The sequence below is a fragment of the uncultured Pseudokineococcus sp. genome (genome assembly GCF_947499845.1).
Lineage (GTDB): Bacteria > Actinomycetota > Actinomycetes > Actinomycetales > Quadrisphaeraceae > Pseudokineococcus.
The window spans coordinates 306,368-321,903 of sequence record NZ_CANMPM010000002.1 but is presented as its reverse complement, the minus strand read 5'-3'; the positions used below and the strand labels follow the sequence as shown (position 1 = coordinate 321,903).

Sequence of the window (15,536 nt, the reverse complement as noted above, 5' to 3'; positions counted from 1 at the left end):
TACCCCGGCGGCGACGGCGGTTGGGACCGGTGCCCGACGTCACCACCCGGCGCCGGGAGCCGTCCGAGCACCGAGGTGACCCGCCATGACCGTCCCGCTGTCCGTCCTCGACCTGGCCCCCGTCGACGAGGGGACGAGCGTCGGCGAGAGCGTCGCCGGCAGCGTGGCGCTCGCGCAGGCCGCGGAGCGCGGCGGGTACCGGCGGGTCTGGTACGCCGAGCACCACAACATGCCGATGATCGCGTCGTCGGCGACGGCGGTGCTCATCGCCCACGTGGCGGCGCACACCTCGACCATCCGTCTGGGCGCGGGCGGCGTCATGCTGCCGAACCACGCCCCGCTGACCATCGCCGAGCAGTTCGGCACGCTCGCCTCGGTGCACCCCGGGCGCATCGACCTCGGGCTCGGCCGAGCCCCGGGCTCGGACCAGGCGACGATGTACGCCCTGCGGCGCGACCCGTCGTCGGCGGACACCTTCCCGCGCGACGTGCAGGAGCTGCAGGGCTACCTCACGGGCCAGAGCCTCGTGCCCGGCGTGAAGGGCGTGCCGGCGGCGGGCGTCGACGTGCCGCTGTGGATCCTCGGGTCGTCCCTCTTCGGGGCGAAGCTGGCCGCCGCGCTGGGCCTGCCGTACGCCTTCGCCTCGCACTTCTCCCCCCAGGCCCTCGAGGCCGCCGTCGCGACCTACCGCCGGGAGTTCCAGCCGTCGGCGCAGCAGGCGGAGCCGTACGTCGTCGCCGGCGTCAACGTCCTCGCCGCCGACACCCGCGAGGAGGCCGAGCACCACCGCGCCGTGGTCCGCCGCGCCCGGGCGCTCGCCTTCTTCGCCCGCGGCCGCACGCTGACCGACGCCGAGGCCGACCTGCTGCTGGAGTCCGGGGCCGGCGCGCAGATCGACTCGATGATGGTCCACACGGCGCTGGGCACCCCCGACGAGGTGCGCGACCAGCTCGACGCCTTCGCCGCGCTGGCCGACGCTGACGAGCTCATCACCGCCCACTCGGCGCCCACCGCCGCGGCGCGCGTGCGGTCGGTGGACCTGACGGCGCAGGCCGTCGCCGCCGTCCCGGCCTGAGCGCTCGCCCGACCTCTCCCGCGGGCCGCCCCGCGGCGGCCCGCGAGGGGCGTCAGCGGATCGTGTACCCGCCGTCGACGACGAGGTCGTGCCCGTTGACCATCCCGGCGGCGCCGCTGGAGAGGTAGAGGACGGCGGCGGCCACCTCGTCGGGCAGCGCGAAGCGGCCCGTCGGGATCTGCGCCTTCGCGTCCTCGCCCTTCTGGCCGCTCCACGCCGACCGCCCCAGCGCGGTGAGGACGACGGTGGGGGAGACCGAGTTGGCCGTCACGCCGCGGCCGGCCCACTCCAGCGCGAGCACGCGGGTGAGGCCCACGACACCGGCCTTGCTCGCGCAGTAGGCCGCGTGGCCCTCGAGCGCCACCGTCGCGGCCTGCGACGCCATGGTCACCACCCGCCCGTACCCGGCGGCGAGCATCCGCCGGCCCACCGCCCGGGCGACGAGGAACGTGCCGGTGAGGTTGACGGCGAGCGTCCGCGACCACGCCTCGTCCGAGAGGTCCTCCGCCGGGTCGAGGACGGCGATGCCCGCGCACGTGACGAGGACGTCGACCCGCCCGGTGGCCGCGACGGCCTCCTCGACGGCCGCCTCCACCGACGCGGCGTCGGTGACGTCGCAGGCCACGGCGAGGTGCTGGCCCGCCGCGGGGCCCCCGAGCTCGCCGGCCCGCGCACGTGCGGCCTCCTCGGCCACGTCGACGACGACGACGCGGGCGCCGCGGTCGGCGAGGAGCCCGCAGACGGCGCTGCCGATGCCCGACGCGCCGCCCGTGACCAGCGCCGTCCGGCCGTCGAGGCGCAGGGACAGGTCGACCTGCTCGTCCGCCGGGGTGGCGGACGGGGTGGCGGCGAGGGTGCGGTCGTCGTGCGTGCTCACGTCTGCCTCCGGTGACCGGCCCGCGCCCCGGTGCGCGGGCCTCCGCCCGTGATCATGCCCGGCGAGGCGCCCGTCCGCGCCCCTGGGCGCGCCTCCGGTGCGTCTCCCGCGGCCCCCGCCGACCGGCCGGGGGCCCCTGGGTGCCGTCGCGGGCGCCGTCGGGGAGGCTTGCGCCCGTGCAGACCCCGCGCCAGCCCCAGCAGCCGTCGACCGCCGACCGGGGCGAGGAGGGCGGGGACCAGCCGGTGCAGCGGCCCTGCGCCGTCGAGGACCACGGGGTCGTCGGCGACCTCCGCTCGATCATGCTCGTCACGAAGGACGGCGAGGTCGACTTCGCGTGCGCCCCCGACTTCGACAGCCCCGGCATCTTCGCCGGCCTGCTCGGCGAGGGCGGCGGCGGCTTCTCCGTGCGCCCCACCGCGTGGGACACCACGCACCAGTACTACCTGCCGAGCTCGGCCGTCCTGGCGACGCGCTTCAGCAGCCGCCGCGGGTGCCTCGAGGTGCTCGACGGCATGGTCCCCGAGGAGGCGCTGCCCGACGACGACGCGGAGGCCGGCCCGGGGCGCCGCCCCCTGCTCGTGCGCCTCGTGCGGGTGCTCGACGGCGAGCAGGAGGTCGTCGTCGACTGCCGCCCCGGCTTCGACTGGGGCCGGGCGCCGCACGAGGCGGAGGCCGTCGACGGCGGCGTCCGCTTCCGCGCGGGGGAGGAGCAGCTGGTCCTGCGGTCCTCCCACCCGCTCGACGTCGAGGACGGCGCGGCCCGCGGGCGCGTCCTGCTGCGCCGGGGCGACGCCCTGGCCCTGGTGCTGCACTGGGGCGCGCTCGCGCCGGAGGAGGGGGGCGAGGTGGGCCGCGCGGAGGCCCAGCGCCTCCTCGACGCCACGCACGCCTACTGGCGCGAGTGGGTGCGCCGCTCGAGCTACCGCGGCCGCTGGCGCGAGATCGTGCACCGCTCGGCCATCACCCTCAAGCTCCTGACGTACGCCCCGACGGGCGCCGTCGTCGCGGCCGGCACGACGAGCCTCCCCGAGGAGGTCGGCGGCGCGCGCAACTGGGACTACCGCTACGCCTGGCTGCGCGACGCCGCCTTCACGACCTTCGCGCTCATGACCCTGGGCTTCCCCGACGAGACGGACGCCTTCCTCGCGTGGCTCGAGGAGCGGATGGCGGCGGCGGGCGACGAGGGGCTGCTGCCCGTCTACACCGTCCGCGGGGAGCGCCCGCCGGACGAGGAGGTGCTCGAGCACCTCGGCGGCTACGCGGGCTCGCGCCCGGTGCGCACCGGCAACGCCGCCTACGCCCAGCGCCAGCTCGACAGCTACGGCGAGGTGATGGACTCCATCTACCTCTACAACAAGGTCCGGCCCATCAGCTGGGACATCTGGACCCAGGTCGTCGACATGCTCGACTGGCTGGCCGACCACGCCGCCGACCCCGACGCCGGCCTCTGGGAGAGCCGGGGCGAGCCCCGGCGCAACACCTACTCGCAGGTCATGGTGTGGGTCGCCTTCGAGCGGGCGCTGCGCGTGTCCCGCCAGCGCGGGCTGCCGGCCCCGCGCCAGAAGTGGGAGGCCTGCGCCGACGCCGCCTACCGGCGCGTGCAGGAGGAGGGCCTCGACCCCCGCACCGGCGGCTACCGCGTCAGCGCGGGCAGCGACCAGCTCGACGCGAGCCTCCTCATGCTGCCGCTCGTGAAGTTCGCCGGCCCCACGGACCCGCGCTTCGCGGCGACGCTCGAGGCGCTGCGCTCCGAGCTCGTCGTCGACTGCCTCGTGCGCCGCTACCCGACCGACGGGACGGACGGGCTCGACGGCGGCGAGGGCTACTTCGTCGCGTGCTCGTTCTGGTACGCCGAGGCGCTCTCCAGCGCCGGCCGGTCGCAGGAGGCCGAGGAGGTCTTCGAGAAGACGCTGCGCTTCTCCAACCACCTGGGCCTGTTCGCCGAGGAGGTGAGCGCCACGGGGCACCAGACGGGCAACTTCCCCCAGGCGCTCTCGCACCTCGCGCTCATCAGCGCGGCGGTCCACCTGGACCGCGAGCTCGGCGGGGGCGCCTGAGGCGGGGAGGCCTAGGGCGCGTCAGCCGTCGACGAGGTGCCCGTAGACGACGGTGTTGTCCTCGTAGTGCCCGACGGAGCGGTCGAAGACGCCGCCGCAGGTGATGAGCCGGATCTGCGCGTCCGGCGTCTGCCCGTACACGCGCCGCGTGGGGAAGTCGTCCTTGGGGTAGCGCTCGGAGGTGTCGACGACGAAGGTCGCCGTCGTGCCGTCGGCGCGGTCGACGAGGATCTCGTCTCCCGGCGCGAGCTCGCCCAGGCGGTAGAAGACCGACGGCCCGGCCTTGGAGTCGATGTGGCCGGCCAGGACCGTCGGGCCGACCTCCCCGGCGCGCGGCGACCCGTCGTACCAGGACGCCTTGAGGTTGTCGGGGCCCTCGCGCGGCGGGACGGCGAGCGACCCGTCGTCGTTGAGGCCGAGGTGCAGCAGGTCGGTGTCCACGCCGATGGCGGGCACCCGCAGGCGCACCGGCTCGGCCACCTCGGGCGCCTCGGGCTCCGCGGGGGGCTCGGGAGCCGGCGTCTCGGGCGCGGGGATGCGCACGAGCCCCGGGATGTCGCCCTCCGGCGCGAGGGCCTCGGTGGGCAGGACGTCGCCCTTCGTCGCGTCGGTGACGCGCGTGCTCGACGGCGAGGGCTCGGCGGTCTCCGGTGCGGGCAGCGAGGTGGCGTCGTCGCCGTCCGGTGCGTCCCCGCCGGGGGCGGCGTAGGGCGCGTCGGCGACGTCGGAGGTCGTGCGCGGCGGCTCGACCGGGGCCTCCCCCTGCTGGGCCAGCGCGGAGCCCACGAGCCCCGCGCCGACGACGAGGCACGCGATCGACGCGGCGGTGGCCGCCCGGCCGCCGCGACGGCCCCTGCTCCCGGCCACGGCGGTCAGCCCCGCCCGTGCGGGCGTCGAGCGGCGCGGGCGGTCCGGATCACGGCGTCCTCCTGGGAGGGCGAGGGGGTGGGACGTCCCATGCTCGCACCCGCGGCGCAGGGGCCGCCGGGCCGGTGGGGCGCGCGGGTGGCGGTGCTCGTCACGGGCGTCCTCTCGTCGTCGTGGGCCGTGCCGGTGGTTCGGACCCGGGCGGCGGGCGGTTGGGTCGGGCGCGTCAGCAGTGCTCGGAGACGTAGCCGGGGGTGCCGCGGGGGACGACGTCCCGGTCGCGGAGCAGGACGGACACGCGGTCGCCGCGGGCCGCGCAGGCCTCGCGGAAGGGCCGCCGGCCGGTGTCGGTGTACTCGACCTCGAGGACGTGGCGCCCGTAGTGGCCGGTGTAGACGTCGCACTCGTCCCACACCTGGCACTCCTCGGCGACGGCGAAGTCGAACCCGACCGCGCGGACCTGGCGGCGCGTCAGCTCGGCGGTGTTCTTCTGCGCCACGGCGAGGCCGGCCGCGTGGGCGCGCCGGGCCAGCAGGCCGGCGAAGGCCACCGCCTGCCCCTGCGTGAGCCGTCCGCCGGAGCGGGTGAAGGCGTCGAGGTTGTCGAGCTCGACCGCCCGGTAGCCGGCGGCGGCGCAGCCGTCGACCCAGCGCCCGACGACCCGGGCGGCCGCCGTCCGCCTGGCCGACGTCGAGGTGTCGAGGAGCACCTCGCCGGGCCAGTCCTCGTCCTCGACGAGCCGGCCGCGGGCGTCGCGCAGGAGGAGGTCGGGGTGCGCGCGGCGCCACCAGGCGGTCTCGCCCGGCTGGGTCTGGAAGGCGTTGACGTAGCAGACCGAGTACCCGCCGCGGACGGGAGCGGCCGTCCGGTCGCGCACGACGACGTCGACGTCCGCGGCGGGCGGGTAGGCGCCGCCGAGCTGGTAGTCGAGCACCCCGCCCGCGGGCGGGGGCGCGGGGCGGGCGGCGCTCGCGGCGGGGGAGGCCGTCGTGGCCGTCGCCGCCGGCGCCCCGGTGGGTCCGGCGCCGCACGCCGCGAGGACGAGGGCGCCGAGGACGGCGGCGACGGTGCGCGCGCCGCGGCGCGGGGCGCCCGCGCGTCGGGAGGTCACGTGCTCATCCTCGGACGACGCCGCGGACGCCGCCGCCGACGAGGGTGGCGACGTCGACCAGCGCGCCCGGCAGGACGAGCCCCCGCGGGGCTGCCACGTAGCAGGGACGCCACTGGGGGCCGAAGCCCTGCTTGAAGGCCCGGAGCCCTTGGAAGTTGTAGAGAGGCCCGCCGTGGGTCCACACGAGGTGCCCGAGCCGCTCCCAGGCGGGGGCGCCGGTGCCCGTGCGCAGCCCTGAGAGCGGGGCCGTGCCGAGGTTGAAGGCGGAGAAGCCCTGCTCCTGCGCCCAGAGGAGGCTCTCGACGAAGAGGTACGTCATCACGGTGCTCGGTCCGTCGGGGAGGCGGCGCATGAGGTCCACCTGGACCTCCTCGCCGTCCCCGCCCACCCAGAGCGTCGCGAAGGCGATGACGCGCCCCTCCTGGCGCACGACGGCGACGGGGGACCGGCGGACGTAGTCGTCGTCGAAGGCGCCGAGGGAGAAGCGCTTCTCGCCGCCCCGGCGCTCCGCGAGCCAGGCGTCGGAGACCGCGCGCAGCTCGGGCACGAGCGGGGCGACGTCCTCGGGCGCCACGACCTCGACCGCCATGCCGAGCCGCTGGGACTTGTTCCGGCACGTGCGCAGGTTCGTCTTCGCCTTGCCCGAGAGCGTGTAGCCCTGGAGGGGCACGACGGCCTCCTCGCCGAACTTCGTGACCGCCAGGCCGGAGGCGCGGTAGAGGTCGGCGTGGTCGTCGAGGACGCTGTAGAGGACGGGGCGGCCGGCGTGCCGGTCCACCTCGGCGAGGAAGCTGCGGAGCAGCCCCGGCACGGCGGCCGGGTCGCCCACCGGGTCGCCCATGACGACCCAGCTGCGGCCCTCCACCTGGTACATGAGGAAGGCGGCCCCGCAGGGGGCGAAGAAGAAGCGCTTGTCGCCGGTGAAGGCGAGCTGGGCGGCGCAGCGCCCGGAGCGGGCGACGAGGTCCTCGACGCGGGCCAGCTCGTCGTCGTCCACGGTCGGCCGGGCGGGCCGCCGGCGGCGCAAGACCCAGGTGCCCGCGAGGACGACGCCGGCCACGCCCGCGGCGGCGGCGAGCCGGTCGGCGAGCGGGGCGCCGGACAGGGCCGTCGCGAGGACGGGGGCGTCGACGGAGCCGGCGACCTCCTGCCGGGCGACCGCCCCGACGACGAGGGCGACCGCGACGGCCGGGCGCACGAGGTCGCGCGGGCGCCAGGAGCGCGTGCCGCGGGAGAACACCGCTCGCGCGGGAACGAGGAGCAGCGCGAGGGTGGCGGTGACGGCGCCGAGCACGACGTCGCCGTGCGTCACGGCGAGGGCCGCCGTGCCCGCGAGGAGGGCGAGCGTGGCGGCCCAGGCGGTGCGCAGCCGGCGGTGCAGGCCGAGCCCGAGGAGCAGCGCGGACCAGCCGACGAGGCTCGTGGCCATGGCCGGCACGTCGAGCCCGCGGCTGCCGGGGAGGTCGCCGCGCACGGCCACGAAGGTGCCGGCGCCCGCGACGACGAGGGCGAGCACGGACGACGTGAGCACGGTGGGCAGGCGTCCCGCCGTCGTCCCGGTGCCAGCCGGGCGGGTCTGCTCCGCGGCCGAGGGGGCGCGCATCGCGGGCACGCGCAGCGCGCCGGCGCCGGCGACCGGCGCGGGGGCCGGGGCGGTGGCCGTCGCGGCGCCTGTGCGGATCTCGTGGCGGACGAGGAGCACCGCCGCGAGGAGCAGCGGCAGCACGAAGTAGACGAGGCGGTAGGCGACGAGGGCCACGGCGAGGTCCGCGGGCGACGTCGTCCCGCCGAGGAGGACGACGAGCGCCGTCTCGAAGACCCCGAGGCCTCCGGGCACGTTGCTCACGAGCCCGGCGACGGTCGCGACGGCGAAGGCGGCGGCGAAGGGGAGGAAGGCCATCCGGTCGTCGGCGGGCAGCAGGACGTGGAGGACGGCGGCCATGGAGAGCCACTCGAGCGTCGAGAGCGCGACCTGGGTGAGCGCGAGGCGGGGCGAGGGGCGCTCGAGGCGCCAGCGGCCGCGGCCCACCGCACGTCCGACGAGGGCCCACACGAGGTACCCGAGCACCCCCGCGAGCAGGACGGCGCCCAGGGCCACCACGACCGGCGGCGACAGGCGCAGCGCGCGGGCGGCGGTCGTCGGGTCGTGCAGCACGCCGGCGCCGGCGAGGACGGCCGCGCCGAGCGCGAGCGTCACGGTGTTGAGGCCGACGATGCGCGCGACGGCGGAGCGCGGCACCTGCCAGCTCGAGTACACGCGGGCGCGCAGCGCCGCCCCCACCACGGCCGAGGCGCCGAGGTTGTTGCCGAAGGCCGTGGCCACGAAGGACGCGAGGCCGTACCGGCGGTAGGGCAGAGGGTGGCCGACGTAGCGCAGCGCCAGCGTGTCGTAGCCCGTCATCGCGACGTAGGAGGCCGCGGTGGCGAGCAGGGCCGCCAGCGCCGTGCCCGGCCCCAGGCCGACCAGGTCGCGGCCGAGGTCCGACCAGTCGTAGCCGCGGAAGGTGCGGTGGAGCAGCGCGAGCGCCGCCGTGAGCATCCCGAGCACGAGCACGGGACCGAGCAGCCGCCGCACCGCGGCGGCCGGACGGGTGGTGGCGGAGCGCATGCTCGAGGAGTCGGCACGACCGGCGCCGGTCTTGACCGCGGGTGCAGCCGCCCGGCCCGTGGTCGGTCCCCGCTGGTCGAGCAGCCACGAGCGGACGACGCCGGCCGTTCAGGCCCGGCGTCGACGGTGGCCGGCCGGCCCCGCGGATGCGGCGACCAGCGCGCCGGCGAGGGCGACGCCGACGCCCACGGCGAGGGCGCTCGTCGTGCCGCCCCCTCCGGCGGCGACGAGGCCGAAGACGAGCGGCCCCGCCCCGAGGCCCACGTCGAGGGCCACGGTGAAGGTCGCGGCGACCGTGCCGGACGGGGCGTCCGGCGCCGCCTCGACCATGAGGCGGTAGACGGAGGGCGTGAGGAGGGCGACGCCGACCGCCAGGACCGCCGCACCGGCGTGCAGCCCCGCGGCGGAGGGGACCGCGGCCATGAGCGCCAGCCCCGCGGAGCCGAGGAGGAGGGCCAGCGCCACCAGGCGCACGGGGGACCCCCGGTCGACGAGGCGTGCGGCGGCGAGCCGGGTCGCCACGACGACGCCTCCGTAGGTGAGGAGCACCGTCCCGGCGCCGGGCAGCCCCACCCCCCGGGCGTGCAGGGCGGCGAAGGCGAGGAAGCCGGCGGCCGCCACCACGCCGGCGGTGAGGGCCGCGGCGGGGCGGACGAGCCGTCGCACGTCCCGGCCGCGGGAGCGGGAGGGTCGGGTCGCCGCTGGCGGCCCTGGGTCTCGGGGGGCCCGGGCCCCGACGACGAGCGCGAGGAGGGCGGCGGCGCCCGCCAGCAGGGCGACGGCCGCCCAGACCGCGCCGAAGCCCGCGCGGCGCAGCAGCGCCTCGCCGAGCAGCGGACCCAGGCCGATGCCGACGTAGAGGCCCAGCGAGCTGTAGCTCATGGCCTCGCCGCGCCGGTGGGGCGGCGCGAGGTCGGCCAGCGCGGCCACCGCGGCCACGAGGTAGGCGGCCTCGGCCGCCCCGAGGGCGACCCGGAGGGCGACGAGGGCGGGCAGCGCGTCGACGGCGCCGTGCCCCGCCGCCGCGGCGGCGGCCACGAGCGCCCCCGCCACCAGGAGGGCGCCGGGGCCCCACCGGTCGGAGGCGGCGCCGGCGAGGGGCCGGAGGGCGAGCGCCGTGACGCTGAGCACCGCGACGACGGCTCCCACCGACGCCACCCCGGCGTCGAGGCGGTCGACGACGAAGAGGGGCACGACGGGGAGGAGCGCTCCCTGCGCGCTGAAGTAGGCCAGCTCCGAGGCGGACAGCGCCACGAAGGGCGCGCTGAGGAGCCGGTCAGGGGGTCCTGTCTCCGTCGCGGGCACGGCGCAGGCTCCTCGTCCGGGGAGGACGAGCGTCGCACCGACGGGGAGCCGGCGGCAAGGTCCTCAGGACGGTCGCGGCGACGTCAGGACCGCCGTACCTCCGGCCGCGGCGCAGCTCCGTCGCCGCCCCGTGCCCCGTCCGGCACCTCGCCGTAGGCCCCGTCGGGAGAGGAGCCGTCCGCCGTGGAGGACCCGTCCGCCTCCGCGCGATCGCGGTAGCCGTCGGCCCACTCGCCCGTGGAGAAGTCGTAGCCCACGGGCTCGCCGTCCTCGTCGCGCCGCTGGTACCACTCGGTGTACTCGGCGCTGGTGGAGTCGACGTCCGCGCCCGCCCCGCGGTCGTGCTCGCTGCGGGTGACCTGCACCGCGAAGTCGTCGCCGTAGCGCTCGATGCCGTCGGTCACGGCGTTGTCGAGCGCCGAGCGCGTGTACTGCTGGCGCAGGGCGATGGGGTCGGTCCGCAGCTCCTTGAACCAGGCGACGACGGCCAGGAGGAGCACCAGGGCGAACGGCACGGCCGTGACGATGACGAGCTGCTGCAGGCCCTGCAGCGCCACGCCCTCGCCGAGCGTGAGCATCACCACCGCGATGCCGGCCATGACGAGGCCCCAGAAGATCACCAGCGGCCGCGGCGGGGTCTGCGAGCCGCCGGTGCTGAGCATGCCCATGACGATCGAGGCGGAGTCCGCCGCGGTGATGAAGAAGATGGCGAGGATCGCCATGGCGACGAAGGGAATCCAGCCCGCCACCGCGGGCAGGTTGTCGAGCAGGGCGAAGAGCACCTCCGGCGCCGCCATGTCGTCGGAGAAGCCGGGGGCGCCGCTCCGGTACATCGAGATGGCCGTGCCGCCCATGACGCCGTACGCGACGAAGATCAGCGCGGAGGGGATGAAGATCGTGCCGAGGAGGAACTGGCGGATGCTGCGGCCGCGGGAGATGCGCGCGATGAAGATCCCGACGAACGGCGCCCAGGAGATCCACCAGGCCCAGTAGTAGACGGTCCACGTCGACTGGAAGGCCTGCGTCTCCTCGCCCCAGGACAGCGAGCGCCCCATGAGGTCGAACAGGGACCCGAGGTACTCCATGATCGCCGACGGCACGAGGTTGAGCAGGAAGAGCGTGGGGCCGAGGACCACCACGACCAGGAGCATCCCGACCGTCAGCAGGATGTTCGTGTTCGACAGGTAGCGGATGCCCCGGGCGACGCCCGAGACGGCCGAGACGATGAAGCACGCCGTGAGGACGGCGATGATCGCGACGAGCACGGTGTTCGTCACCGGGCCGCTGCCGGACACGATGCTGACGCCGGAGCCGATCTGCAGCGCGGCGATCCCGAGCGCCGCGGCGGTGCCGAAGAGCGTCGCGACGATGGCGAAGACGTCGACGAGCTTGCCCGCGACGCCGTCGGTGGCCCTCGCGCCGAACAGCGAGCGGAATACGGACGACACGAGCAGCGGGCGCCCGCGGCGGTAGGCGACGTAGCCCACGGCCCCGCCGATGACGGCGTAGATCGCCCACGCGTGGAAGCCCCAGTGGAAGTAGGTCTGCGCGAAGGCGTAGTGCAGGGCGTCGACGGTCTCGGCGTCGTTGGTCAGCGGCGGCGGCGTGATGAAGTACGTCAGCGGCTCCGCGGGGCCCCAGAAGAGGACGGCGACGCCCAGGCCGGCCGCGAAGAGCATCGCGGTCCAGGAGAAGGTGCCGAACTCGGGCTCCTCGCCCTCCTTGCCCAGCGGGATCTTCCCGTACGGCGACAGGGCGATGCCGAGGAGCGCCACGAGGACGACCACCGCGACGAGGTTGAACATCCACCCGAGGTTGGTGGTCGCCCAGTCGTAGGCGGCCTGCGCGGCGCTCGCCACCGTCTCGGGCGAGGTGACCCCCCAGACGACGAAGGCGACGGTGAGGGTGCCCGCGACGGCGAGCACGAACCGCGAGACGCGGTAGCGGCGTCGCTGCTCGTCGATGCTGATCCCGGGCACGAGGGCCGGGTGGGTGTCGTGCGGGTACTTCGGCACCCGGTAGTCGAGGCTGGACAGCGCCCCCTCGGTCCGCCGCACCGACCGGCGGAGGGCGCCGCCCCTCCCCCTCGGGGCGTCGTCCGGTCGAGCGCCGTTCTCGTCAGTGGACACCTGCGGACCTCTCGTGGCCGGGCGGAGCGTGCGGAGAGTAGCCCGGGGCCACGGAGCGGTCCAGGCCTGCGGAGGGCGCCGGGCTGGCGTGGTGGGCGGCCGGGCGTCGTCGTCGGCCGCGGTCGGTGGGCCCGCGGTCGGTGGGCCCCGTGGGGCTCGAACCCACAACCCGCGGATTAAAAGTCCGCTGCTCTGCCAGTTGAGCTAGAGGCCCGGCCCGCCGGGACGGCGAGGCGGGGCAACCGTACGCGGAGGCCGGCGCCGCGCGGAGGGTCCGGCCGGAGGTGGCTGCACGAGGACGGCCTCTACGCCGTCCTGGTGCAGCCACCTCCGGTGGCCGTCGGGCGTTGAGGAGCCACCATGGCGGCGTGCGCATCGAGGTGGTCGAGGGGGACGTCACGCAGCAGCCGGTCGACGCCGTCGTCACGGCGGCGAACCAGGCGCTCAAGGGCGGGGGCGGGGTCGACGCCGCGGTCCACCGCGCGGCGGGCCCCGAGCTCGTGCGCGCGTCGCGGGCGCTGGCGCCCTGCCCGACCGGGTCGGCCGCCGTCACGCCCGCCTTCGACCTCGCGCCCGTGCGGTGGGTCGTCCACGCCGTCGGGCCGCGCTACCGCGGCCGGCCGCAGGACGCCGAGCTGCTCGCCTCGGCCTACACCTCCGCCCTGGCGCGCGCGGACGAGGTGGGGGCGCGCTCGGTCGCCTTCCCGTCGATCTCGACCGGCGTCTACGGCTACCCGGACGAGGAGGCGGCGCTCGTCTCCGTCGCCGCGCTGCGCGGGGCGACGAGCGACGTCGAGCGGGTGGTCCTCGTGGCGCGCGGCCACCGGATGGCCGGTCTCTGGCGCCGCGCGCTCGACGAGTCGGCCTGACGCGCGCGGGCGGCGGGCTGTGGCTGGGGATGCGCTTTCCACCCGGCGGGCGCGCGGACTAGCCTCGCGGTGATCACGGCCGGGCGGCCCGACGAGGAGCCGCCCCCGGCACGCCCGGAGAGGAGCGCCATGACCGCGAGCGACGGGGGCACCTACGCCCCGCAGGCCGTCCACGCCCCGGTCGTCGGGCCGGGGGAGTTCCCCGTCGCGGCCGTCGGCCTGGACCACGGGCACGTCTACGGGATGTGCGAGGGGCTCGTGGGAGCAGGAGCCTTGGTGTCGTGGGTCTACGACCCCGACCCGGCGAAGGTCGAGGCCTTCCGCCGTCGCTTCCCCGAGGCGCGCGTGGCCCGCGAGGAGGCCGAGGTCCTCGGCGACGACGCCGTCCGCCTCGTCGCCGGGGCCGCCGTCCCCGCCGACCGGTGCGCCCTCGGCGTCCGGGTCATGGACGCCGGGAAGGACTACTTCACCGACAAGGCGCCGCTGACGACGCTCGAGCAGCTCGCCGAGGCGGAGGCCGCCGTCGAGCGCACGGGGCGCATGTACGCCGTCTACTACTCCGAGCGCGTCCACGTCGAGACGGCCGTCCTCGCGGGGCAGCTCGTCGAGTCCGGGGCGATCGGCCGCGTGCTGCAGGTCATCGGCACCGGCCCGCACCGCCTGTCCGCCGCGACCCGCCCCGACTGGTTCTTCGACAAGAGCCGCTACGGCGGCATCCTCACCGACATCGGCTCGCACCAGGTCGAGCAGGTCCTCCACTACACGGGGGCCGACGACGCGACGGTCGTGCGCAGCCACGTCGCCAACCACGCGCACCCCGAGCACCCCGGGCTCGACGACTTCGGCGAGGCGATGCTCGTCACGAGCACGGGCGCGACCGGGTACTTCCGCTGCGACTGGTTCACCCCCGACGGCCTGCAGACCTGGGGCGACGGGCGCAGCCTGGTCCTCGGGACCGAGGGCTTCATCGAGCAGCGCAAGTACATGAACATCGGCACGCAGGACGGCCCGGGCCACCTGTTCCTCGCGAACGGCGAGGGGGAGCGGCACGTCCAGGTGCGGGGCGAGGTGGGCTACCCCTTCTTCGGGCAGCTCGTGCGCGACTGCCTCGACCGGACCGAGACGGCCATGACGCAGGCGCACGCCTTCAAGGCCGCCGAGCTGGCGGTGCGGGCGCAGCTCGGCGCCGTCGACCTCGTGCCGCGGGGCTGACCCCCCGGCCGTCCGACCACGGCGGCGACGCCCTCAGTCGAGCGCGCGCCCCACCTCGGGGATCGCCGCGCGGTAGCTGTCGACGAGACGGCGCGCGACGGCGACGGAGTCGACGAGCGGGTGCGCGGCGAAGGCCCGCCACGCCACCTCGCGCGAGCGGGTCCGCGAGGCCTCGAGCAGCAGCTGCTCGGAGGCCTTCACCTGCTGGACGAGCCCGAGCATGTCGCCGGCGAGCGGCGCCACGGGGTGCGGGTGCACGCCGTCGGCGTCGACCGTGCACGGCACCTCGACGACGGCCTCGTCCGGCAGCCCCGGCAGGGCGCCGCCGTTCCCGACGTCGAGGACCATCGTCGCCGGGCGGCCGGTGACGAGCGCGGCCATGAGGTCGAGGGCCACCCGCTGGTAGCCGCCGCCGGTGACGTCCTCGGCGCGGCGCTCCTCGTCCGCGCCGCGCGACTCGGCCATGTAGCCGGCCTCGCGCGCCGCGTGCACCTGCTCCCAGGTCTCGAGCGCGCGCTCGGGGTGCGCGGCGGCGCGGGCGTAGAAGTCGCCCTGCTGGGCGTCGAGCACCTGCCCGCGCGTCTGCGTCGCCGTGCGGAGCGTCTCCGTCGCCTCGCGCGGGAAGGAGTAGTAGTAGAGGTACTCGTTCGGCAGGGCCCCGGTGGCTCGCACCCAGTCGGGGCCGAGGAGCCGCGCCTCCTCCACGCCGTCGAGGGCGTCGTCGTCGGCCAGCAGGGCGGGCAGCCGGTCCTCGCCGTCCACCCGCAGCGAGCGCAGCCAGCCGAGGTGGTTGAGCCCGGCGTAGTCGAAGGTCACGTCCGCCCCGGCGGGCGCGCCCACGGCGCGCACGGCCTTGCGCACGAGCCCGATGGGGGTGTCGCAGATGCCGACGACGCGCTCGCCGAGCACGGCGCGCATGGCCTCGGTGACGACGCCGGCGGGGTTGGTGAAGCTGATGGTCCAGGCGTCGGGGGCGACCGCGCGGACGCGCTCGGCGAGGTGGCGCGCGTGCGGCAGGGTCCGCAGGGCGTACGACAGGCCGCCCGGGCCGACCGTCTCCTGGCCGAGGACGCCGAGGTCGAGGGCCACCCGCTCGTCGAGCACGCGGCCGGCCGTGCCGCCCACGCGCATGGCGGAGAAGACGAAGTCCGCGCCCCGGAGCCCCTCGTCGAGGTCGCTGCCGACGCTCACGCGCGGGGGGTGGGGCAGGCGCTGCGCCAGCTGGTCGAGCACCGACCGCACGACCCCGAGCCGCTCGGGGGAGGGGTCGAGCAGGTGCACCTCGTCGACCCGCACCGCGGCGTCCGCGGCGCCGACGGCCTCGACGACCTGGGGCACGCGGAAGCCGCCACCACCGACCAGCACGAGCTTCATGCCCCTGATCCTGCCCGCCCCGGCGGGCGGCGCGCGCCCCACGGGCCCT

General features: G+C 76.6%; 11 protein-coding genes and 1 tRNA gene. 4 read left to right on the top strand and 8 right to left on the bottom strand.

Annotated elements, in window-relative coordinates:
• The first annotated feature begins 85 nt into the window (after positions 1-85).
• A complete protein-coding gene (locus Q0789_RS03420) occupies positions 86-1,075 on the top strand; it encodes an LLM class flavin-dependent oxidoreductase (protein WP_298802128.1) in 990 nt (329 codons plus the stop codon).
• A 52-nt stretch (positions 1,076-1,127) separates the two neighbouring features.
• Here Q0789_RS03420 and Q0789_RS03415 read toward each other — a convergent pair whose 3' ends face one another.
• A complete protein-coding gene (locus Q0789_RS03415) occupies positions 1,128-1,952 on the bottom strand; it encodes a GolD/DthD family dehydrogenase (RefSeq protein ID WP_298802126.1) in 825 nt (274 codons plus the stop codon).
• Positions 1,953-2,128: 176 nt separating this feature from the next.
• Here Q0789_RS03415 and Q0789_RS03410 point away from each other — a divergent pair, with 176 nt between their 5' ends.
• Positions 2,129-4,012: a glycoside hydrolase family 15 protein gene (locus Q0789_RS03410; protein ID WP_298802125.1), complete on the top strand. Its 1,884-nt coding sequence runs from the start codon at positions 2,129-2,131 to the stop codon at positions 4,010-4,012.
• A 21-nt stretch (positions 4,013-4,033) separates the two neighbouring features.
• On the opposite strand, the gene Q0789_RS03405 is transcribed toward Q0789_RS03410, so the two are convergent.
• The 6 genes from Q0789_RS03405 to Q0789_RS03380 form a co-directional block, all read right to left on the bottom strand.
• The gene (locus tag Q0789_RS03405; RefSeq protein WP_298802123.1) at positions 4,034-4,879 is read right to left on the bottom strand and encodes a class F sortase; all 846 of its coding nucleotides are present in this window, start codon (positions 4,877-4,879) and stop codon (positions 4,034-4,036) included.
• A 226-nt stretch (positions 4,880-5,105) separates the two neighbouring features.
• Positions 5,106-5,990, bottom strand: a complete 885-nt coding sequence (locus Q0789_RS03400; protein ID WP_298802121.1) for an endo alpha-1,4 polygalactosaminidase — start codon at positions 5,988-5,990, stop codon at positions 5,106-5,108.
• Between the two features lie 4 nt (positions 5,991-5,994).
• Positions 5,995-8,598, bottom strand: coding sequence for a bifunctional lysylphosphatidylglycerol flippase/synthetase MprF (mprF, locus tag Q0789_RS03395; protein ID WP_298802119.1), 2,604 nt, complete (start codon positions 8,596-8,598; stop codon positions 5,995-5,997).
• 108 nt (positions 8,599-8,706) lie between these two features.
• Positions 8,707-9,903, bottom strand: a complete 1,197-nt coding sequence (locus tag Q0789_RS03390) for an MFS transporter (RefSeq protein ID WP_298802117.1) — start codon at positions 9,901-9,903, stop codon at positions 8,707-8,709.
• Between the two features lie 83 nt (positions 9,904-9,986).
• A complete protein-coding gene (locus Q0789_RS03385) occupies positions 9,987-11,960 on the bottom strand; it encodes a BCCT family transporter (protein ID WP_363325941.1) in 1,974 nt (657 codons plus the stop codon).
• Between the two features lie 213 nt (positions 11,961-12,173).
• Positions 12,174-12,246: transfer RNA gene (locus tag Q0789_RS03380), tRNA-Lys, on the bottom strand.
• 154 nt (positions 12,247-12,400) lie between these two features.
• On the opposite strand from Q0789_RS03380, the gene Q0789_RS03375 reads away from it, so the two are divergent.
• Both Q0789_RS03375 and Q0789_RS03370 read left to right on the top strand, forming a co-directional pair.
• Positions 12,401-12,901, top strand: a complete 501-nt coding sequence (locus tag Q0789_RS03375; RefSeq protein WP_298802112.1) for a macro domain-containing protein — start codon at positions 12,401-12,403, stop codon at positions 12,899-12,901.
• Between the two features lie 129 nt (positions 12,902-13,030).
• Entirely contained in the window at positions 13,031-14,113 is a 1,083-nt protein-coding gene (locus Q0789_RS03370) for a Gfo/Idh/MocA family oxidoreductase (protein WP_298802110.1), read from the top strand.
• Positions 14,114-14,146: 33 nt separating this feature from the next.
• Here Q0789_RS03370 and Q0789_RS03365 read toward each other — a convergent pair whose 3' ends face one another.
• Entirely contained in the window at positions 14,147-15,487 is a 1,341-nt protein-coding gene (locus tag Q0789_RS03365; RefSeq protein ID WP_298802108.1) for a 6-phospho-beta-glucosidase, read from the bottom strand.
• Positions 15,488-15,536: the final 49 nt, after the last annotated feature.